20 protein-coding genes and 1 pseudogene are annotated in these 19,297 nt (G+C 49.7%); 4 read left to right on the top strand and 17 right to left on the bottom strand.

Annotation, left to right across the window (positions count from 1 at the left end):
* Positions 1-123 precede the first annotated feature (123 nt).
* The 4 genes and pseudogenes from CBE68_RS00820 to CBE68_RS00805 form a co-directional block, all read right to left on the bottom strand.
* Complete coding sequence (locus CBE68_RS00820) at positions 124-660, bottom strand: GNAT family N-acetyltransferase (protein ID WP_087504165.1); 537 nt, start codon at positions 658-660, stop codon at positions 124-126.
* 59 nt (positions 661-719) lie between these two features.
* Complete coding sequence (nrdG, locus tag CBE68_RS00815) at positions 720-1,211, bottom strand: anaerobic ribonucleoside-triphosphate reductase-activating protein (protein WP_087504164.1); 492 nt, start codon at positions 1,209-1,211, stop codon at positions 720-722.
* Between the two features lie 101 nt (positions 1,212-1,312).
* A pseudogene (gene nrdD, locus CBE68_RS00810) lies at positions 1,313-3,433 on the bottom strand (anaerobic ribonucleoside-triphosphate reductase); the annotation flags it as partial.
* A gap of 206 nt (positions 3,434-3,639) precedes the next feature.
* Positions 3,640-4,812, bottom strand: coding sequence for an NnrS family protein (locus CBE68_RS00805; protein ID WP_087504162.1), 1,173 nt, complete (start codon positions 4,810-4,812; stop codon positions 3,640-3,642).
* A 138-nt stretch (positions 4,813-4,950) separates the two neighbouring features.
* Between CBE68_RS00805 and CBE68_RS00800 the strand changes: the two genes are divergently transcribed.
* A complete protein-coding gene (locus tag CBE68_RS00800; RefSeq protein ID WP_087504161.1) occupies positions 4,951-5,529 on the top strand; it encodes a TMEM165/GDT1 family protein in 579 nt (192 codons plus the stop codon).
* Here the strand turns inward: CBE68_RS00800 and arsJ are convergent.
* From arsJ to rpe, 9 genes are all read right to left on the bottom strand, one after another.
* Positions 5,522-6,727: an organoarsenical effux MFS transporter ArsJ gene (arsJ, locus tag CBE68_RS00795; RefSeq protein ID WP_229744593.1), complete on the bottom strand. Its 1,206-nt coding sequence runs from the start codon at positions 6,725-6,727 to the stop codon at positions 5,522-5,524. The two genes, CBE68_RS00800 and arsJ, sit on opposite strands and share 8 nt — an antisense overlap.
* A gap of 157 nt (positions 6,728-6,884) precedes the next feature.
* Positions 6,885-7,895 (bottom strand): ArsJ-associated glyceraldehyde-3-phosphate dehydrogenase, encoded by a 1,011-nt coding sequence (locus CBE68_RS00790; RefSeq protein WP_087504159.1) that lies wholly within the window; start codon positions 7,893-7,895, stop codon positions 6,885-6,887.
* 14 nt (positions 7,896-7,909) lie between these two features.
* On the bottom strand, positions 7,910-8,308 hold the full coding sequence (locus CBE68_RS00785; RefSeq protein WP_087504158.1) for a metalloregulator ArsR/SmtB family transcription factor: 399 nt from the start codon (positions 8,306-8,308) through the stop codon (positions 7,910-7,912).
* 65 nt (positions 8,309-8,373) lie between these two features.
* Positions 8,374-8,814 (bottom strand): DUF6691 family protein, encoded by a 441-nt coding sequence (locus CBE68_RS00780; RefSeq protein ID WP_229744592.1) that lies wholly within the window; start codon positions 8,812-8,814, stop codon positions 8,374-8,376.
* 15 nt (positions 8,815-8,829) lie between these two features.
* On the bottom strand, positions 8,830-9,240 hold the full coding sequence (locus CBE68_RS00775; RefSeq protein ID WP_087504156.1) for a YeeE/YedE family protein: 411 nt from the start codon (positions 9,238-9,240) through the stop codon (positions 8,830-8,832).
* Positions 9,237-10,901: an FAD-dependent oxidoreductase gene (locus CBE68_RS00770; protein WP_087504155.1), complete on the bottom strand. Its 1,665-nt coding sequence runs from the start codon at positions 10,899-10,901 to the stop codon at positions 9,237-9,239. Before CBE68_RS00770 ends, CBE68_RS00775 begins: the two co-directional genes overlap by 4 nt.
* A gap of 170 nt (positions 10,902-11,071) precedes the next feature.
* Positions 11,072-12,076: a tryptophan--tRNA ligase gene (gene trpS / locus CBE68_RS00765; RefSeq protein ID WP_087504154.1), complete on the bottom strand. Its 1,005-nt coding sequence runs from the start codon at positions 12,074-12,076 to the stop codon at positions 11,072-11,074.
* An 8-nt stretch (positions 12,077-12,084) separates the two neighbouring features.
* Positions 12,085-12,765, bottom strand: a complete 681-nt coding sequence (locus CBE68_RS00760; protein ID WP_087504153.1) for a phosphoglycolate phosphatase — start codon at positions 12,763-12,765, stop codon at positions 12,085-12,087.
* A gap of 8 nt (positions 12,766-12,773) precedes the next feature.
* Complete coding sequence (gene rpe / locus CBE68_RS00755; protein ID WP_087504377.1) at positions 12,774-13,460, bottom strand: ribulose-phosphate 3-epimerase; 687 nt, start codon at positions 13,458-13,460, stop codon at positions 12,774-12,776.
* A gap of 335 nt (positions 13,461-13,795) precedes the next feature.
* On the opposite strand from rpe, the gene CBE68_RS00750 reads away from it, so the two are divergent.
* The 3 genes from CBE68_RS00750 (at position 13,796) to CBE68_RS00740 (ending at position 15,150) form a co-directional block, all read left to right on the top strand.
* Positions 13,796-14,470, top strand: a complete 675-nt coding sequence (locus CBE68_RS00750) for a TorF family putative porin (protein WP_087504152.1) — start codon at positions 13,796-13,798, stop codon at positions 14,468-14,470.
* A 143-nt stretch (positions 14,471-14,613) separates the two neighbouring features.
* Entirely contained in the window at positions 14,614-14,934 is a 321-nt protein-coding gene (locus tag CBE68_RS00745) for a hypothetical protein (protein ID WP_087504151.1), read from the top strand.
* An 18-nt stretch (positions 14,935-14,952) separates the two neighbouring features.
* Complete coding sequence (locus CBE68_RS00740; protein WP_087504150.1) at positions 14,953-15,150, top strand: DUF2970 domain-containing protein; 198 nt, start codon at positions 14,953-14,955, stop codon at positions 15,148-15,150.
* On the opposite strand, the gene CBE68_RS00735 is transcribed toward CBE68_RS00740, so the two are convergent.
* Genes CBE68_RS00735 through aroK form a run of 4 tightly spaced genes read right to left on the bottom strand, consistent with a single transcriptional unit; the run spans position 15,131 to position 19,124 of the window.
* Positions 15,131-15,973, bottom strand: coding sequence for a Dam family site-specific DNA-(adenine-N6)-methyltransferase (locus CBE68_RS00735; protein WP_087504149.1), 843 nt, complete (start codon positions 15,971-15,973; stop codon positions 15,131-15,133). The genes CBE68_RS00740 and CBE68_RS00735 overlap by 20 nt on opposite strands.
* Positions 15,970-17,502, bottom strand: a complete 1,533-nt coding sequence (locus CBE68_RS00730; protein WP_087504148.1) for an SPOR domain-containing protein — start codon at positions 17,500-17,502, stop codon at positions 15,970-15,972. Before CBE68_RS00730 ends, CBE68_RS00735 begins: the two co-directional genes overlap by 4 nt.
* Before the next feature lie 17 nt (positions 17,503-17,519).
* A complete protein-coding gene (gene aroB / locus CBE68_RS00725) occupies positions 17,520-18,593 on the bottom strand; it encodes a 3-dehydroquinate synthase (protein ID WP_087504147.1) in 1,074 nt (357 codons plus the stop codon).
* 12 nt (positions 18,594-18,605) lie between these two features.
* On the bottom strand, positions 18,606-19,124 hold the full coding sequence (aroK, locus tag CBE68_RS00720) for a shikimate kinase AroK (RefSeq protein WP_087504146.1): 519 nt from the start codon (positions 19,122-19,124) through the stop codon (positions 18,606-18,608).
* Between the last annotated feature and the right edge of the window lie 173 nt (positions 19,125-19,297).

The raw sequence follows: 19,297 nt of genomic DNA, 5'->3' as shown, positions 1-19,297 counted from the left end.
CTGCTTTTTACCGGTGAATTCGAGATAAAGACTCAAGGTCATCAGCGCAGCTATTCATAAAAACCGGAGCTGATGGCTTCTCCTGCCGCATCTTACCCTAATTGACCGGTGCTGAAGAAGCGCTCACCAATAAATTGGGTTGTTTAATGCTGGCACACAGCTTGGTTTGCCAGCAATGGTGGGCATGGTATCGGATACAAGTGACTGCCCGAGCCAACCATGGGGATAACTCAATAGCAATGGTGCTTGAATGATTGTCTCTGCTAGTGGTTGAAAGCCGGTTTTGCCATAGAAATTCGGATCACCATAGGTAATCAACAATTCGGCACCTTGCTGCTGGAGTTGCTCAATGCCGAACTTGATCAGTTGCTGGCCGACGCCTTGGCCTTGATAGCTCGTTTTCACTGCCACCGGAGAGAGCAAAAACGCCTGAATGGGCCGCTGAAACGTCAGTGGTGTGAAGAAGATGGCGCCAACATGCTCGTCTCCGTCTAACGCAACAAAGCCTGCTAACTCAGCGGCATTGGTGGTTCCGATTAAGTCCTTAACCAAGTTGCTGATCAATTGACCTTCTGCTTCTCCTTCGGAATCACTAAAGACTTGGAAAAATAAGTGGATGACATCTGCTGCTTGGTGCGGGGCAAAGGGGGTGAAATTCATCACTGATTTAGTCGATTATTGAGTTTGGATAGCTCGATTATAGTGCCGATTTTGTTTGATTAGACTTCGACAACATTAATATCGCCATCGTTAACGCGATAAACCACTTGATTGCTGCTGCCGCGCCACTTCAAGCGACGATCGGCCAGCTCTTGTTCGAACTTGCCATCCACAAAGGCGTCCACTTGCTCAACAATGGCCAGTTGTTTCGGGTTTAATTCTGCAAGGGTATAGCCAGTCCACAGCCAGATATCTTTGCCCGGACAATGCGCTCGAACCAGTGACACTAGCTCTGCCACCTCGTCAACATTGGCTGGGTGCAACGGGTCGCCGCCGGTCAGCGTTAGTCCGCGGCGGCGAATCTCTGGATCATTGAGATCATCGATGATGCGTTGACGCAGGACATCATCAAATCGATGCCCTGAGGTTGGCGACCAAGTAGATTGGTTGTAGCAGCCACGGCAGTGATGCTCACAGCCTGACAAAAACAAGGTGCAGCGGGTTCCCGGCCCGTTTAATACGTCGACCGGGAAGTACTTGTGGTAGTTCATGCCGAAACGGTGGTCTCTTGCTGCTCAGTATCGCTTGCCTCAACTGGCTGCAACTCAGGAACATACTCTGGCCCACTCGCAGGTGCCGTGGTTTGCTCATCTAGGTGTTTCACCCGACGTACCACTTCTTCTTGCTTACCATCGTTAAATGGTCGGGCATCAGGACTGCCGAGATAACCACAAACGCGGCGTGTCACCGATACGGTTTCCGGCTCTGAGTTACCACATTGAGGGCAGACAAAGCCTTTACTCGAACTGTGGAACTCGCCGGTAAAGCCACATTTGTAGCATTCATCAATTGGCGTATTGGTGCCGTAGTATGGAACGCGATTGTAGCTGTAGTCCCATACGTCCTCCAACGCTTCAACGTTGTGCTGAATGTTGGGATATTCGCCGTAGCAAATGAAACCGCCGTTGGCGATTGCCGGGTACTGACGTTCGAATTCGAGCTTCTCGTACGGGGTCACTTTCTTTTCCACATCGAGGTGGAAACTGTTGGTGTAGTAGCCTTTGTCGGTGACACCATCAATCACGCCAAATTCGCGGGCATCAATTTTACAGAAACGGCTGCACAAGTTTTCACTTGGCGTACTGTATAAACTGAAGCCATAGCCGGTTTCTGCTTTCCAACGATCAACAGCGTTACGCAAATGCTGAACAATGGCAATTGCCTTATCGCGCAATTGAGTATCGTCATATACGTGCTTGCTGTTGCCATACAGGGCATTAATGGTTTCGTGAATACCAATGTAACCGAGCGAGATTGACGCACGACCATGCTTGAAAATCTCCGAGATGCTGTCATCTGGGTTGAGACGGACACCAGCCGCGCCTTCAACATACAGAATGGACGCCACCCGAGCTTTTACATCTTGCAAACGCTCGATGCGGGTATCAAGCGCGGTGCGAGCCACTTTCAGCTGTTTCTCTAGTAGCTTGTAGAAACGCTTTTCATCGCCTTTTGCCTGCAAGGCTATACGAGGTAAGTTAAGACTTACTACGCCTAGGTTGTTCCGGCCTTCATGTACTTGCTCGCCGTTCTCGTCTTTATATTCTGACAAGAAACTACGGCAGCCCATTGGCGTCTTGAAGGAGCCGGTGACTTCAACCACTTTTTCATAGTTGAGAATATCTGGGTACATCCGCTTGGAAGCGCATTCCAGTGCCAGCTGCTTGATATCGTAGTTGGGATCGCCTTGCTTGTGATTCAAGCCATCTTTGATAGCAAACACCAGTTTCGGGAATACTGCTGTGCGGCGATTCTTGCCCAAACCGGCAAGACGGTTTTTCAGAATCGATTGCTGAATCAGTTTGGCTTCCCACGTTGTTCCCAGGCCGAAACCGAAGGTGACAAATGGGGTTTGGCCGTTGGCAGTGTGCAGGGTGTTTACTTCATATTCCAATGATTGGAAAGCGTCGTAACACTCTTGCTCCGTGCGAGCGCGGGCAAAGGCCTCGGCATCGGCAATTTGCCACTCTTGGGCTATCACTAAGTGCTTTTTATAGCTGGCACGAACATATGGTTCGAGTACTTCATCAATGCGGTTAATGGTGGTACCGCCATAAATGTGGCTGGCTACTTGGGCAATGATTTGAGCAGTAACAGCTGTTGCTGTAGCTATCGATTTTGGCGTTTCAATCTCGGCATTGCCCATTTTAAAGCCATTGGTCAACATGCCTTTGAGGTCAATCAGCATGCAGTTGAACATCGGGAAAAATGGTGCGTAATCGAGATCGTGATAGTGAATATCACCGAGTTGGTGGGCGCGGGTCACTTCCTTGGGCAACATATATTGCAAGGCATAGTGCTTGGCGACGATACCGGCCAGCAAATCACGTTGGGTAGGGATGATTTTGCTGTCTTTATTGGCGTTTTCGTTGAGCAAGTCGGAGTTGCTTTGCTCGACCAAACCCTGAATTTCGTTGTTCAATCGACTTTGACGCTCGCGGATCATATCGCGATCATGGCGATATTCGATGTAGGCACGAGCTAAGCCCTTGTAAGGGCCTTGCATCAGTTGATTTTCGACTACTGACTGAATCTCATTGATGTCGACTTCGTCGTGATCTTCGAACTCCAATGTCACGGCGTGCGCTACCAGATCGGCGTATGCGTTGTCTTTACAGTTGACCGCAATACTGGCGCGGATCACAGCTTCCTTGATGCGTTCGCTGTCGTAAGGTACTCGGCAGCCATCGCGCTTGATCACCACAGGTTTCACAGTAGTCTCCTCTCAACTTTATACACAGGTTATTTTAGCTTTATGCACAACATATGTGGTTGTGCATGTGTGCTTGGCACTATATCTGGTGTATTAGGCGAGATTTAGACACAACAATTACTGATCTGGATCAAGCTTGTATTCGGTCTGAGGGATAACTATCCATGTTATTTTTTTGTTATGTGAAGCAACACTTTGGTTGCACTTTAACCGGGATTTCCGTCTGCGCGGGCTTTGCACAGAATAGGTGCGTAAACCCATAAAAAGCAGCCTATGGACAAGATCCAGCCCATCGCAGAGAGTTGATAACCGAATCGGGTCCACTCCACTCCCAATGCTGGCAGTAAGGTTCTGGCTGTTGCCGCCAGCAGCATTGCGGCGAAGGCAAATACGGTTAATGGATGAGCATGAAGTACCCTGCCGGTGTGACCCAGACTCACACGAGCCATCATGGCCATGATCATGCCACCAATAAGGCCGACGCTAAGCAAATGCATGACCATGCTCAGATGATTGTTGCCCTTGATTGCCAACACAAGCAAGGCTATCGGTAGAAAAGCAAAGCTCAGATATAGAGACCACAGTAGCGGCTCTGACCAGATGCCAGAGCGATACCAACGCCAAAGCCGCGGCGCTTGAAACAGCAGCGCTGTGGCTGCCAGAATCTGCATCGTGATGGCAGGCATTGCGAATACGCTTAACAATGCCAACGCCAGCAGGCTGAATTGTGCACCAGCTAGCCACCAGATAGGATCACGCGGTAGCTTGTCGTTCAATCGGCGCTCGATGAAAAAAGGTACCACGCGAGCGGCGAGCAAACTCACCAATAAACTAATCCACCAGATGCCAGCAAAGCCCAGAGCTCGGCCATATTGTGGCGCAGATTGCATGGCCCAAACCTGAGCTAAGTGGAGGGCAAGAAATACCGCCAGAATTGGCAAGAATACTAAGTTTCGTTTATTGCCTGATAGCAACAGTTGCCTTCCTACCGCAGCCGCACCGAGAACAATAAATGCGCCGTCGAAGATATATAGTGCTATTGAACTAGGCTCGATATTGGCTACAATTCGGCCCCCCAGCCAGCACGCGGAGATAACCGCCAAGTGCCAACTACGCAGGCCGGGGATACCGGTCCAGTTTTGAGCCGCGGTGCACAGAAAACCGATGATGATTGCCATCACGAAACCAAATTGCATTTCGTGACCGTGCCAAGTAAACAGAGCAACCGGATGCGACCAAGCCCAAGAGCCAGTCAGAATCAGGATCCAGCGCACCATAAGCCAACCTGCGTATGCTGTACCAAAGAGGAATAGCGGCCGAAACGCGAGGCGGAATAGCGGCATGGTTTTGTCTTCAATGGCTCGATCGGTAATTTGCATAACAGCGATTTAACAAAGAGTGTTGGCGCTAATAGTTATCAGTTTCGCTTGCCAGTGGCATGATTTAGATCACACTAGCGCTAAACTTCATCAATTTTGCAACATAATTAGTTTTAACTACGACTCTGGTCCACCCTAATGTTCGAAGCATTTTCAATTAGCTTCTTGATCGTCACCCTCGCGGAGATGGGCGACAAAAGCCAAATGGTTTGCATGGCACTGGCGGCGCGCTTGCCTGCCAAACAAGTATTAATTGGCGCGATACTGGCCTTTGCCGGTTTGAATGCTTTGGCGGTTGCGGTCGGTGGCACGCTGGCAAACTGGCTGCCGCTTGAGTGGCTCGCTATTGCAGCTGCTGCGATGTTTGCCATCTTTGGTATGCAAGCGCTGTGGCAAGGTTGGCGTCATCAGCCTGAAGAGGACGCTTCTGATGTAGGTCATGTGAGTCGTAGACGAGTGATCTGGTCTACTTTCAGTCTGATTGCAATGGCCGAGTTGGGCGATAAGACTCAGCTCAGTGTGGCTGCGCTGAGTACCAAGTACGATGTTATTGCCGTATGGTTTGGTGCCACCGTAGGGTTATCAATGACGTCAGCTTTGGGCGTACTGATTGGCTGCGCATTATTGCGGCGCATGCAACTGCAATGGCTTCACTTTGCCAGTGGCATGCTGTTTATTGCTATGTCGATAGCGATGACACTTCAGCTGCTCAGCTAACGGCGGTGTCGGTATTTTTGGGTAGCGCCAGCGATATTAGGCTGGTTGCTGCTAGGAATGCGGCAGAAACCCATAAACATGCTGTCAACCCCGCAACTTGGTAAACCACTCCTGATAACACGGTGCCGATCAATCGGCCCATGGCATTGGCCATGTAGTAAAAACCAACATCCAATGACACTCCTTCGCGATCGGCATAACTGACAATTAAATATGAGTGCAGCGAGGAATTCACCGCGAACACTGCGCCAAAGGCCAGTAAGCCAACAACGATTGCCAATTGTGGTTGCCACTGGATGGTCACTAGCGCAGCCACTAGCGTCGTCACCGCTGCTAGTAATGCCGCCCAGAACAAAGCGGAGCGGCCATCTGGTAACGACTGACCTGCACGAGTAATTGATGGCGCCAAGCCTTGAACAAAGCCATAACCAATCACCCACACCGCAAGAAAGCCGGAAACTTGCAAATGGGGCCAGTCGAATACGCTAGCCAAATAAACCGGTAGGGCGACAACAAACCAAACATCGCGAGCGCCGAAAAGAAACATTCGGGCTGCCGAAAGCACATTGACACTGCGGCTCTTGGAAAAAATATCGCGGAATTTGGTTTTTGCTTTGGTTTTACCAAGATCCTTCTGTAATAGCAGCAGACTCAAAAGCAGTACAGCAGCAAGTACTGCTGCCATCGCTAACATGGCATGACTAAATCCAAGCCAGGCGAGTAATGCGCCGCCGAGGAAAAAGCCCAACCCTTTGAGGGCATTCTTAGAGCCAGTCAGAATCGCCACCCACTTATACAGCGAGCCTTGTTGTTGCTCTGGCAGTAGCATCTTAATGCTGCTCTTGGCACTCATTTTGTTCAGGTCTTTGGCAATGCCTGACAACGCTTGGGCTGCCATGACGTAAGGAATCGATAGCCATTCGGATGGCACCGCGAGCGATGCCAGCGCGACGATTTGCAGCGCTAGCCCCAAATTCATCGTGCTATTGAGCCCTAACCGAGTGGCGAGCCAACCGCCCACCAAATTGGTAACGACGCCAAACACCTCGTAGAACAAAAACAGCATGGCAATGCTCAGTGCTGAGTAACCCAAGTGATGGAAGTGCAAAACTACCAACATCCGCAACGCGCCGTCGGTAAGGGTGAAATTCCAGTAATTGAAGGTAACGAGCAGATACTGTTTGAGTGCTTGCGTCATGATCAAATGATCCTAAGTAACAGGTGATGATAGGAACAAGTTGTCGCTGTTGGGAAGCGCCGAGAAATCTTCCATGATGGCTCAGCTGCCGCATCCCTGCGGCAGATGTTCCCACCAGCGACAACTTGCTCCTATAGGTCGACAGCGGACTCGGGTATCAAGTTAAATCCGACAAACCGACCTTGCGGATCAATTCGCTGGTGCGGGTTGCATAGCCCATTTCATTGTCATACCAAGCGTAGATCTTGAGCATTCGTGATTCGAGCATCATGGTACTTTGGGCATCGACCACAGTTGAACGCTGATCGCCTTTGTAATCAATCGATACCAAGGGTTTTTCTTCGTAGCCCAAAATGCCATTTAACTCGCCTTCGGCAGCTGCTTTTAACGCTGCATTGACAGCCTCTACGTCAGTATCTCGCTGCAGTTCGAATACCATATCGGTGAGTGAAGCATTGGCTAGCGGCACACGCACGGCATGGCCGTTAATCTTGCCTTTCAGATCTGGGAAAATTTCGACTATGGCAGTGGCTGAACCTGTGGTTGTTGGGATCAGCGACATACCGCAAGCGCGTGCGCGACGCAGATCTTTATGCGGCGCATCGAGAATAGTTTGGGTATTCGTCAGATCATGAATGGTGGTCATCATACAGCGCTCAATGCCAAAGCTTTCTTTGATTACCTTGATCACCGGAGCTAAGCAGTTGGTGGTGCAGCTAGCTGCTGTCACGATAGGGTGCTCGTCGGCGACATAAATATCATCATTCACGCCCATGACAATGTTGGCGATGCCGGGCTCTTTCACTGGCGCAGAGACCACCACGCGCTTAACGCCTTGTTCCAGATACTGCTGCAGTAATTCAGTTTTGCGATGGACGCCAGTGGCTTCGAGTACCACATCACAGCCTGACCAATCGATATCGCTAATGTTGCCTTGCTGGCTGCAGGCAATACGGTGACCATCGATCAGCATGTCGTTGCCGTCGCTCGTGACCTCATGCTCCCAAGTGCCTTGTACTGAATCATATTGCAGCAGGTGAGCCAGTGTTGCGGCATCGCCTGCCACGTCATTGATTTGCACAAACTCTAGCTCGGGCCAGTCAAACGCGGCTCTGAGCGCGAGTCGGCCGATGCGGCCAAAACCGTTGATTCCTACTTTGATGGTCATGATTGTTCTCCGAATTAAGTACTTGGGCAGCAGTTACTTAGACGTTGCGGTCTGTCACCCATTTGTTCTAAACGTTGAACCAGCTCGTTCAGGTGGCAAGCCTCTGCTGCTTTGAGGGTATCAAGCATCTGCATTAGCCAAGCTGGGGCTGTGTGATTGAGTTGGTAGTGCACCCATTTACCTTGGCGTCGGTCAACCAAGATCTCTGCGCGACGGAGCAACGCTAGATTGCGGGATATTTTGGCTTGCGGTTGTTGCACTGCAGTGACAAGTTCACAGACGCAAAGCTCGCCTTGATCAGCAATCAGTAAAGTCAGCTCTAATCGATTGGCGTCGGCGAGCGCTTTGATCGCGTCCAGTGAATTAACTAACGAACAATTCGTTGTTTGATTGGCGTCTAGAGTCTTTGCCATGATGCACCTCCAACTGGCGAGTGTGCATCATATACAAAAAATCACATATGTAAAATAACGAATATTTAGGAGGGAACTGATTTACCCATTAGACTCATCCATTTTGGCGCTAGCCAAAAGCCAACAAACATCGCGGCGATGAACAGAAATACCGGCTGCTGTAGTGAACTGATTAGGGTCAACGCTGGGCCGGGACAAATTCCCACCAATCCCCAGCCGACGCCAAACAAGATGGCGCCAATTAATAACTGACAATCGATTTCGGTTCGATTAGGGATGTGGAGTTGTTCTGACAATACGGCGTTCGTCCGTTGACGGACTAGCAACCAATACGCCGGCGTATACACAGCAAGCGCGCCAGTCATCACCAATGCAAGTGACGGATCCCAGTGGCCGAAGATATCCAAAAAGCCGATCACTTTCTGTGGGTTGATCATGCCTGAAATGACAAGCCCAGCACCAAACAACAAGCCGCTTGCAAGGGCGCTTAAGATTGAAAGTAACATGTTATTTTTCATCCATTACACCAGTTTCTGCAGCGCTACTACAACGATAGCCGTGGTCATGAAGACCAGCGTGGCGACGATGGACCGTTTTGATAACCGAGCCATGCCACAAATGCCATGTCCTGACGTACAACCAGAACCTATTTTGGTACCAATACCGACAAGCAACCCGGCGACAATTACTAGCCAATTGGAATGTAGCGACAGCTCCGGCATGTCAGTCGGTTGGAAAAATAACACCGGTGCGGTAATTAGGCCGGCAGCAAACGCCAATCGCCACCACCAATCTGGGTTGGGTTTACGCAGCAGCTGGCTAGCGATACCGCTAATACCAGCTATACGGCCATTGATCAGCAGCAAACAGGCTGCGCCGAGGCCGATCAACGCGCCGCCTAATAAGGCGCTAATGGGAGTGAATTCGGTCATGATGTCACCGCTTTCGCTGCTAGAACCATTTGATAGGTTTTAAACCCACCGGTCATATTCTTAGCTTTAAAGCCCGAGTTGATGAGTAAGCGGGTGGCAACGTGAGCCCGCAAGCCAACCATGCAGCTGACTAAGTACTCTTTGTCTCGGTCAAGCTCGTTGAGTCGCTCACGTAATGAATCAAGCGGAATATTGACGGCGCCTTCAATCGCTCCAGTATTGATTAGCTCTGGTGGGTTGCGCACATCCAATACTACTTGTTGTGGATTCGGCGCCAACACATCGTCAACTTGGCAAATATCACTTTCACCACGAAGGTAATTAGCAGCAACAAAGCCTGCCAAATTCACCACGTCTTTGGCTGAACCGTAAGGTGGTGCATAACAGAGTTCTTGCTCTTCAAGGTCAAACACCGTGAGTTTGGCGCGAATGGCCATTGCGATGACGTCAATTCGTTTATCAACGCCATCTTTACCGACTGCTTGAGCGCCTAGAATGACGCCATCATTGGGCTCAAATAATAGTTTTAAGCTGACCGCCGTCGCACCGGGAAAATAGCCAGCATGGTTCATTGGATGAACATAGATTTTTTCATACTTGCGCTTGGCTTTGAGCAGTGCTTTTTCGCTACTGCCGGTGGCGGCAATAGTTAAGTCAAAGACCCGGCAAACCGATGTCCCTTGAGTGGCCTTGTAGTGTTTATCACTGCCCAGCATGTTATCGGCAGCAATTCGACCTTGGCGATTAGCCGGGCCTGCCAGAGGAATAAGTGCAGGCTGGCCAGTCACCAAATCGACATGCTCGACTGCATCGCCGGCGGCAAATATGTTCGTGATGGAGGTTTCCATCCGAGAATTGACTTTGATACCACCATTGGCGCCCAAGGCGATACCGGCTTGCTCGGCCAGCTCTGTCTCGGGTTTCACCCCTGTAGCTAAGATCAGTAACTCGGTGGTTAGTGATGCGCCGTTGGAGAGCTTCAATGCCAGCGAATCGCCATTGTCTTCGACTGACATCAGCGCCGTGGCAAGACGCAAATCGACACCGTGATCAGCTAGTTCTTGGTGCAATGGGCTAGCCATTTCTGCATCAACATTAGCCATGACCTGTGGGCCAAGCTCAACCAGAGCAACGTCAATGCCGCGTTGGCGCAACGCTTCGGCTGCTTCCAAACCGATAAAACCACCACCTAGGACGGTGGCATGGCTCGGCTGGTCACGATCAATCAGAGTTTGGATCTGATCCATATCCGGCAAGGTGCGGAGGGTGAATGTGCGGTTGTTACTGAGACCATCAATGGCTGGCGCAATCGACTTAGCACCTGGACTCAGTAGCAGTTTGTCATAAGGTTGTTGGTAGCATTCATTACTATCGAGATTGCGAACTGTGACGGTTTGCGCCAATGGGTTGATTGCTTCGACATTGCTACGCACTCGAACGTCGACATTGAAACGTTGTTTAAAGCTTTGCGGTGTTTGTAATAGCAGGGCATCGCGAGATTCAATGTCGCCGCCAATATGATAAGGCAAACCACAGTTGGCAAATGACACGTAGTCGCCGCGTTCAAACATGATGATGTCGGCAGATTCACTCATGCGTCTTGCTCTGGCTGCGGCAGAAGCTCCGCCGGCAACGCCTCCGATAATCACTATTCGAGTCATGAGATAACCTTTAAATATTAAAATTAGATTGTTCTAATATACAGTTTGAATGCCGATTGTCCAACCCCTTCAGTGGCTATCTCAACCGCGGGGAGAAAAAAGGGGGCTGGGATCGAGCAATAAAAAAGCCAGCATGATGCTGGCTTAATTCAATGTGACAGCGCTGCTGTTTATGGCGCTTTAATAAAGCCCACTTTGTCATATACCGCGGCAAGGGTTTTAGAAGCTTGCTCGCTGGCGCGGTCGGCACCGCTGCGCATCACTGAATGAAGATAGTCAGCATCAGCACGAAGTTCGGCGTACTTTTGCTGAATAGGTTCGATCATGGCAACGATAGCGTCAGCCGTATCGCCTTTCAGATGGCCATACATTTTGTCTTCGTACTCAGGCACTAAGTCATCAATTGTACGACCTGTGGCAATCGATAATAGTGTTAACAGATTAGACACGCCGGGCTTTTCCTTGGTGTCAAAGAAAATGCGCGCTTGTTCGTCAGAATCAGTGACCGCTGATTTAATCTTCTTGGTGATTTGCTTCAAGGTGTCATTGAGCAAAATGAATGATTTCGGATTGGCATCCGATTTCGACATTTTTTTGGTTGGCTCTTGCAGCGACATGATGCGAGCACCAACCTTAGGAATCATTGGTTCTGGCACGCGTAAGGTATCGCCGTAGATATTGTTAAAGCGGGTTGCGACGTCGCGAGTCAACTCAAGGTGTTGCTTCTGATCATCACCGACGGGTACTTGTGCGGCTTGATAAAGCAAGATGTCAGCAGCCATTAACACTGGGTAGCCATACAAACCAACATTAATGTTGCTCGCATTCTTCGCCGACTTATCTTTGAACTGAGTCATCCGGCTCAACTCACCCATTTGGGTATAGCAGTTAAGTACCCAAGTAAGCTGCGCATGTTCGGGCACATGGGATTGAACAAAAATAGCGCTTTTCTCTGGATTCAATCCACAGGCGATGTACATGGCCAAACAATCGTATACTTGCTCGCGCAGTTGTTTGGGATCTTGGCGAACCGTAATGGCATGCAGATCTGCCAACATAAAGAAGCAGTCAAATTCATCTTGCATCGGCACCCATTGGTTAATTGCACCAATGTAGTTACCAATAGTGAGGCTTCCAGAGGGCTGAATACCGCTGAGCACAATGGGTTTGGACATCTTGTTACCTAAACGAGTTGATTGGTTGGAGCCAGTTGCGCAACTAGCTCAAGTAAATTGTCGGCAACCTGATCTGGATTGCTGAGGCCGATATGTTCGCCGTAGTTATAGCCGTAGGTCAAGCCGAGGGTCATACAACCTGCGGCTTTTCCTGCTTCAATGTCATTTTTTGAGTCACCAACCATCAATAGCTGACGCGGCTCAATGTGCCAGTGCTGGCAGACATGTTGCAGCGGCATCGGATGAGGCTTCTTTTCAGGCAAGCTGTCACCGCCGATCACCTGAGAAAAGTAGCCGTCAATGGCAAATCCCGACAGTATTGCGGGCAAAAACCGCGCGGCTTTGTTGGTGATAATTGCCATCGGTATTCGCAATTCATGCAACTGAACTAAAGCCTCTGCAACACCGGGATAGAGTGTTGAACGTGACGTTGGATCATCGGCATAGGCTTGAGTAAACAAAGAGAATGCCTGTTCGAATAGCGATTTATCGGCACCAATATGTTGCATTGCGCGTTGCACCAATACCGGCATACCATTGCCCACCCAATGACGCACTTGGATTTCCGCTACCGGATCGGCGCCCATTGCTGTCAGCATAGCGTTGACTGCGGCAGCAAGATCTGGCGCGCTATCGAGCAGCGTGCCATCTAAATCAAACGCTATGCCCTTTATTTGTTCTGGCTTCATTGTTGGCGCTAAGCTCCCGAAGCTTCGGTTGCTAGGGTCAATTGCTCGCGCATTTGAGCAATCACCAAATCATAATCTTGCTGACCGAAGATTGCTGAACCAGCAACAAAGGTATCGACACCCGCAGCGGCAATATCGCCGATGTTAGTGACGTTGACGCCACCATCAATTTGCAGCCGGATCGGTAGGCCGTAAGCATCAATCATGGCCCGCGCCTGACGGATCTTATCCATTGTCGCAGGGATAAACTTCTGGCCGCCGAATCCAGGGTTGACTGACATCAACAAGATTAAGTCAATATCATCAATAAGATAATCGAGAATGCTGAGAGGAGTGCCGGGGTTCAGTACCACGCCGGCTTGGCATCCGGCTGCCTTAATCGCTTGGATGCTCCGGTGAGGGTGCTTCGAAGCTTCAGGATGAAAACTAATTAAGCTAGCGCCAGCATCTGCAAACTGTGGAATAAGTGCGTCAACTGGCTCCACCATCAGATGAACATCAATTGGTGCAGTAATTCCGTAGTCGCGAAGTGCTTTGCACACTGCTGGACCAAACGTCAGGTTTGGTACGTAATGATTGTCCATTACATCGAAGTGAACCCAGTCTGCACCCGCTGCGAGGACGTTGCTAACATCTTCTCCCAGCCTTGCTAAATCAGCAGAAAGAATCGATGGGGCAATGATATGGGGGTGAATTTCGTTAGCCATTAGATAGTTACTCAAGCCATCAACACAAATTATGAGGCCATAGTTTAGCGGATTGCGGCGACCATTGCAGTGGTGCAATGATGTTAATAGTTGCACCAAAAATACCACTTTGCACCAAAAGTGAAAATATGGTTAATGCAGGGTTCAATTTTGGTGCAAAGGGTTGTGGTGATGTATGCACAAAAAGTGCATGGATATTCATAACTAGTTAATAAATATGAATTTTGTAAGTGTGGCATAGGCTGTGCTTTGTTGGACTCAGCATATGAACGACATACTAAAAAGTCGAATAACATCACTCACATATCCAGGAGTACACACTAATGAAAGCAACTAAGACTCTGATCGCTTCAGCGATTGTTGCCGCAACTTTATCTGCACCAGCTATCGCCGTTGAAGGTCTGTCTGCCAACATCGGCCTTACCAGCAACTACTTGTGGCGTGGCGTCACTCAGACTGACGACGGCGCAGCTGTTCAAGGCGGTATCGACTATGCTCACGCTTCTGGCGTATACGTTGGTACTTGGGCATCTAACGTTGATTTCGGTGACGACGCGTCTTACGAATTGGATTTCTATGCAGGTTATGCTGGTGAAGTAGGCGATTTCGCATACGATATCGGTTACATCTACTACGCGTACCCAGATTCATCAGAAGTTGATAGCGACAACGAGTACGACTTCGGTGAAGTTTACGGTTCTGTTTCTTACTCATTCTTGACTGTTGGCGCTAGCTACGGTGTTAACAGCGACGACGGCGGCGAAGTATACGAAGATGCTTTGTACCTGTCTGCTGATGCAGCTTTCGAAGTTGCTGAAGGTTTGGAGTTGGGTCTGCACGTTGGTAGCTTCAGCTTTGACGATGATGCTGGTGAAGACTACATCGACTACGGCTTCTCTGTCAGCAAAGACGGCTTCACTTTCGCAATGAGCGATACCGACCTTGACGACGATGACGTTAAAGCGGTTGTTTCTTACTCTGTAGATTTCGATCTATAAGATAAAAAATATAAAGATTACAATGCGATATAAAACACCGCCAACTGGCGGTGTTTTTTTGTCTCAGATCAATTTGTTTCAATTGAAACATCCTTGTATACTTGTTAACCGTTTGTACATGGAATTGGACAAAGGCGACCATCATGGCTCTCAAATACTGGCTTTCTGGCAGCGCAGCCGCTGTCACTCTAACCGTCGCAGGTTTTGCCTATCAAGGGCAAACTCAAGCCGTGACTGGTTTATTGAGCTGCGATTGTGAAGCTGGGGTCGAATACAATAATGCCCTGCCTAGCAGCCATCCAACCAACCAATGTGCATTGGCTTCTGAGACTCCGTCTACCTCCTGGTATGGCTGGGCGACCGGTAGTAGCCGCTCGACAAGCTTCCACTTCTTAGATCTGCTAGAACTTATTTCACGCAACAGCAGCGATCGGATTCAATCCGACAAAAAGCCAACTGAATAGACAAACCCACCCGTTGGTTTGAAAACTAATCATGAAAGTGACGCCTGGCGCTATCTAAAGAGCGCTGCGGCGGCCTTGTTTGGTGTGCAATCAGAAGCAGCAAGGCAACAAGATTTTGCCGAACGAAGTGTGCTGCCTTATGTGGTGGCTGGTATCGTTATGATCCTGTTATTTGTATTAGGCTTACTAGCTGTCGTTAGTTGGGTTCTGCGTTAACTTCAATTTCATATAGAGCCAATAGTTCTCTGACTTTCCCTCTGCCGTTGCCATTGCGGCTAATGTTCCGGCGCACGTCCAACTGAGTGATTTTGGCACTTTGATACCAATAGCGAGTCGACTCCAGATCGTGATTACTAATCAGTACCGGAGAGCCTTGTTCATTAGCACAATGATCGGCGCACTCTGCGAGTTTAAGTTGTTCGTCGCTGCTAAAGCCATTGCCAGCATATGCGGTGAAGCTAGCGGTAGCACTGAGTGGCGCATACGGCGGATCGCAGTAGACGACGTCACCGGTTTCAACGCGAGCAAACACCTGCTCAAAGGGTAGACACGTGAAGCTTGCTAAGTGCGCCTTAGCTGCAAAGGCTTGCATTTCTTGCTCAGGAAAGTACGGGCGCTTGTAGCGGCCAAACGGCACGTTAAAACCACCGGAGCGATTGTAACGACAAAGGCCGTTATAGCCATGACGATTGAAGTAGATAAACAGACTTGCTCGCCGTAAGCTGGATTTGCTTTGATTAAATTCATTGCGCAGCCGGTAATAGACATCGGCATTATTGTTGGCTGCAGTGAACAATGGGCGAGTTGCCTCGATGAGTTGCTCTGGACTGTTCTGTAAGCGCCGATAGACATCAATCAAATCTGGATTAATATCATTTAACCAGTAGTGCTCATAGTTGGTGTTAAGAAATACGCTGCCGGCGCCAACAAATGGCTCTACCAGTCGAGTTCCTGTTGGCAACTGCTTGACGATAGGCTCGATCAAAGCAAACTTGCCGCCTGCCCACTTTAGAAAAGAGCGTTGCTTAGAACTCTTCAAGGGCCAACTGCTTCTTGTTGAATGGTAGCGACTGATTTTGGCCAAGGTTTCAATGCTTGAACCTGTGATGGCAAGGCGTTAATTGCTTGTCGCGCAGCAGCTGCCGAAGGGTAACTGCCGTATACGCCGATATACACGAGGTTATCTTTGCGTTGGCTTAGGTATTGGCGGAAAGACAAGTCATCGTTTAAACCATAGCGCTTGGCAAAAGCATCCAATCGTGTCTGACTGCTCATCACTCCGAGTTGCAGGACATATTCTTTACCATCTAACTGTTGCCACCAAGGTTGCGACTTAACAGCGGGGATACTTTCTGGAGCTGGAGCCAATGCTTCGGGTTCCGGTGTGGGCACCGCTACCGGTTGTGGCGCGACCTCAACGACCTCGGGCTCAGCTTGCTGTTTGCTCTCTGTAACTGGCTCTAAGCGCTGCTCAATTGCAGGCTCAGTTGGCGTATCTAACGCCTGCTTCGCTGCAATCGAAGTGAGTGCTTGCTCATCGACTTCGATACGCTGTTTGTCCGATTCATCTTCCACTTCAGTGGTGACAGTGGCCTCCGGCAACTGTTCAGGCAGTTGCTCTAAAGGGGCGTTGTCCGCTATTGGTTTCGACTCTTGTGCTTCATTTGCTCGAACAGTGGTGTCATCAGGTTCCGTGGCCAATACAGTTTCAGTCATCGGCTCTGGTGTTGCCAAGCTTGCTGCTTGTTGGCTTTCGGGTTCCGAAGACATTGCCCACCAAAGGATAACTACTAACAGCAGCAAGCCAACTGCAGCGGCAATCAGCCAAGTCTTGGCTACCACCATTGGCTGTCTATTGTCGCCCGGTGTTTCGTCATCATCGACAACAACGGGTGTTGCCACGTCGCACAAAGCGACGATTTCGCCAGGTAAGCCATCTTGGTCGTTAAGCTGCCGCTCGACCAAATCGACCTCGAGTTCGTTATGGCCAAGTCGCTGCTGGAGTTGAGAGAATAGTTGTTTGCGTTCTTCTAGTGGTAGCGACGGTATTTGAAGTACAGGTTGATCGGCTTCGGTGATTGCTGCCATTTCGCGCGAAACGCGGTTCGCCCAGATGGGGTCTGCGAACATCAGAACGCTGATATGATGAGTACCGGCAGGCAACTGACGACTATTTTCTACCAAACTCCAGAGTTCAACCAACAGCTGGTTGCTGAGGCGATCGGCATGGGTAAGGACAATCATTTGCTTGCCGCCGGTATCGCCAAGTATTTGATTGACACTGTGCTGAAGTGGTTCGTCAGGATCGTAAGCGGTATCGGCAAATAGCTGGTTGAGTACTTGTGCCCGAACTACTGAATCAGAGCTCTTGCTGCTGACTTCAAGCCAAGCGAGATCATATTCGTCGCTGTATTGTTCGACCAAGGCTGAAGCAAGGGTGTGCTTGCCGGCGCCTTCGCGCCCAGCAATGATAACGAGGTTGGAGTCGAGGCCAGCCAAATGCTGAATGCGCAGCATGAGTTGCTGCTGTGATGGCAATAGACTAGTGGCTTGTGGCTCAAGTTCCATCAAAGTGCCCGTATGGTTCAGTGACTTTCGATCACCTGTTGCAATACGGATTCTGGCACAGAACTATAGATACCAGCACGACCGATTGCTTCTGGTAGCACCAAGCGCAATTTGCCCTCTTGGACTTTTTTATCGCGCATCATGTGCTTGATAAAAGCAGCATAATCCATCTCAGCTGGTTTTGTAACTGGCAAATCTGCAGCTTTGATCAAGGCCACCATTCGATCGTGTTGCGCTTGGTCAACGAGGCCTTCAAGCATTGCTGTCTGGCTGGCGAGAACCATGCCTGCACCAACCGCCTCGCCATGCAGCCAGTTGCCATAGCCTTGCTCGGCTTCAATCGCATGGCCAAAGGTGTGTCCCAAGTTGAGTAGTGCACGTTTGCCGCGTTCTGTTTCATCAGCAGCAACTACATCTGCCTTGATTTGGCAGCATCGGGCAATGGCTTTTGACATCAGCGTGGGTTCAAGTGCCATGAGCTCATCGACGTGTTGCTCAAGCCATTCGAAGAACTCAAAGTCCTCAATAATGCCGTATTTAATGACTTCTGCCATGCCTGCAGATAGTTCGCGTTTCGGCAGGGTCTGTAAGCAATCGATATCAATGATGACAGCGCGCGGTTGGTAAAAGGCGCCGATCATATTTTTGCCCAAAGGGTGATTGACGGCAGTTTTGCCACCCACCGATGAATCGACCTGAGCGAGCAAGGTGGTCGGTATCTGAATGAAGTCGACACCGCGCTGATAACAAGCTGCGGCAAACCCCGCCATATCGCCAATCACGCCGCCGCCTAGTGCCACTAATGTGGTATCGCGACCATGGTTGTCTGCCAATAACTTGTCAAACACGCTGTTAAGGTGTTCGAGCGTTTTATATTGCTCACCATCAGGCAGCACTACGGCACTGACTTCAAAGTCGGTCAGAGCTTGTGAGGCAGCGTCCAAATAAAGTGGGGCGACCGTTTCATTGGTGACAATGACAACTTTTTTGCCGCGAATGTATGGAGCAATGTAGTTGCTGTCCTTGATGATTCCCGAACCTATAAAAATCGGGTAACTACGGTCATCCAGCTGGACGGTGACCTGCTCCATATTCAACCTCTTTTACAGATCGAGTTGTTTGATGATTTGGCTAGCAACAACTTTGGCACTTTGATCGTCGGTTTGGACGACTACATCAGCGATTTCGTTGTACAGATCGTTGCGTTCTCCGGCCAGTTCTTCCAATACTTCGCGCGGATCATCGGCGTTGGCAAGAAGTGGACGTCGCTTGTCTCGTTGAGTTCGGGCAAATTGCTTGTCAATCGATGTTTCCAAATACACGACAATGCCGCGTGCTGACAAACGATTGCGGTTTTCTTTGCTCTTAATTGAGCCACCACCGGTCGCCAGAACAATGCCCTGCTTCTCTGTCAGATCGTTGATAACAGATTCTTCGCGAGCGCGAAAACCTGCTTCACCTTCGATATCGAATACCCAAGAAATATCAGCGCCAGTGCGCTTCTCGATTTCTTGATCTGAATCGAAGAACTGCAGATGAAGTTCTTGGGCCAATTGGCGACCAATTGTGCTTTTGCCGGCTCCCATTGGGCCAACAAGGAATATATTTCTTTTTTCAGCCATTGCGTCTTTACGGGTAAATCAAGAAGTGTTCGCTTCTACCGTGAACGTCTATCAGAATTAAGTGCGCTCGAGAGTGCGAAGTTCAGCGCTTAAACAGCGCATTATGATCATTAGCGAATGCGCTGAACTTCCGTCAGCGCAATTCCGACCGATGTTTATATGATTTTTTGACG

The organism is Neiella marina (assembly GCF_002165625.1).
GTDB lineage: Bacteria > Pseudomonadota > Gammaproteobacteria > Enterobacterales > Neiellaceae > Neiella > Neiella marina.
This window is presented reverse-complemented; position numbering and strand designations above follow the sequence as displayed.

Coding starts and splice junctions, on each gene's coding strand:
- CBE68_RS00820 (WP_087504165.1), bottom strand. CDS start 660: ATGAATTTCACCCCCTTTGCCCCGCACCAAGCAGCAGATGTCATCCAC.
- nrdG (WP_087504164.1), bottom strand. CDS start 1,211: ATGAACTACCACAAGTACTTCCCGGTCGACGTATTAAACGGGCCGGGA.
- CBE68_RS00805 (WP_087504162.1), bottom strand. CDS start 4,812: ATGCAAATTACCGATCGAGCCATTGAAGACAAAACCATGCCGCTATTC.
- CBE68_RS00800 (WP_087504161.1), top strand. CDS start 4,951: ATGTTCGAAGCATTTTCAATTAGCTTCTTGATCGTCACCCTCGCGGAG.
- arsJ (WP_229744593.1), bottom strand. CDS start 6,727: ATGACGCAAGCACTCAAACAGTATCTGCTCGTTACCTTCAATTACTGG.
- CBE68_RS00790 (WP_087504159.1), bottom strand. CDS start 7,895: ATGACCATCAAAGTAGGAATCAACGGTTTTGGCCGCATCGGCCGACTC.
- CBE68_RS00785 (WP_087504158.1), bottom strand. CDS start 8,308: ATGGCAAAGACTCTAGACGCCAATCAAACAACGAATTGTTCGTTAGTT.
- CBE68_RS00780 (WP_229744592.1), bottom strand. CDS start 8,814: ATGTTACTTTCAATCTTAAGCGCCCTTGCAAGCGGCTTGTTGTTTGGT.
- CBE68_RS00775 (WP_087504156.1), bottom strand. CDS start 9,240: ATGACCGAATTCACTCCCATTAGCGCCTTATTAGGCGGCGCGTTGATC.
- CBE68_RS00770 (WP_087504155.1), bottom strand. CDS start 10,901: ATGACTCGAATAGTGATTATCGGAGGCGTTGCCGGCGGAGCTTCTGCC.
- trpS (WP_087504154.1), bottom strand. CDS start 12,076: ATGTCCAAACCCATTGTGCTCAGCGGTATTCAGCCCTCTGGAAGCCTC.
- CBE68_RS00760 (WP_087504153.1), bottom strand. CDS start 12,765: ATGAAGCCAGAACAAATAAAGGGCATAGCGTTTGATTTAGATGGCACG.
- CBE68_RS00750 (WP_087504152.1), top strand. CDS start 13,796: ATGAAAGCAACTAAGACTCTGATCGCTTCAGCGATTGTTGCCGCAACT.
- CBE68_RS00745 (WP_087504151.1), top strand. CDS start 14,614: ATGGCTCTCAAATACTGGCTTTCTGGCAGCGCAGCCGCTGTCACTCTA.
- CBE68_RS00730 (WP_087504148.1), bottom strand. CDS start 17,502: ATGGAACTTGAGCCACAAGCCACTAGTCTATTGCCATCACAGCAGCAA.
- aroB (WP_087504147.1), bottom strand. CDS start 18,593: ATGGAGCAGGTCACCGTCCAGCTGGATGACCGTAGTTACCCGATTTTT.
- aroK (WP_087504146.1), bottom strand. CDS start 19,124: ATGGCTGAAAAAAGAAATATATTCCTTGTTGGCCCAATGGGAGCCGGC.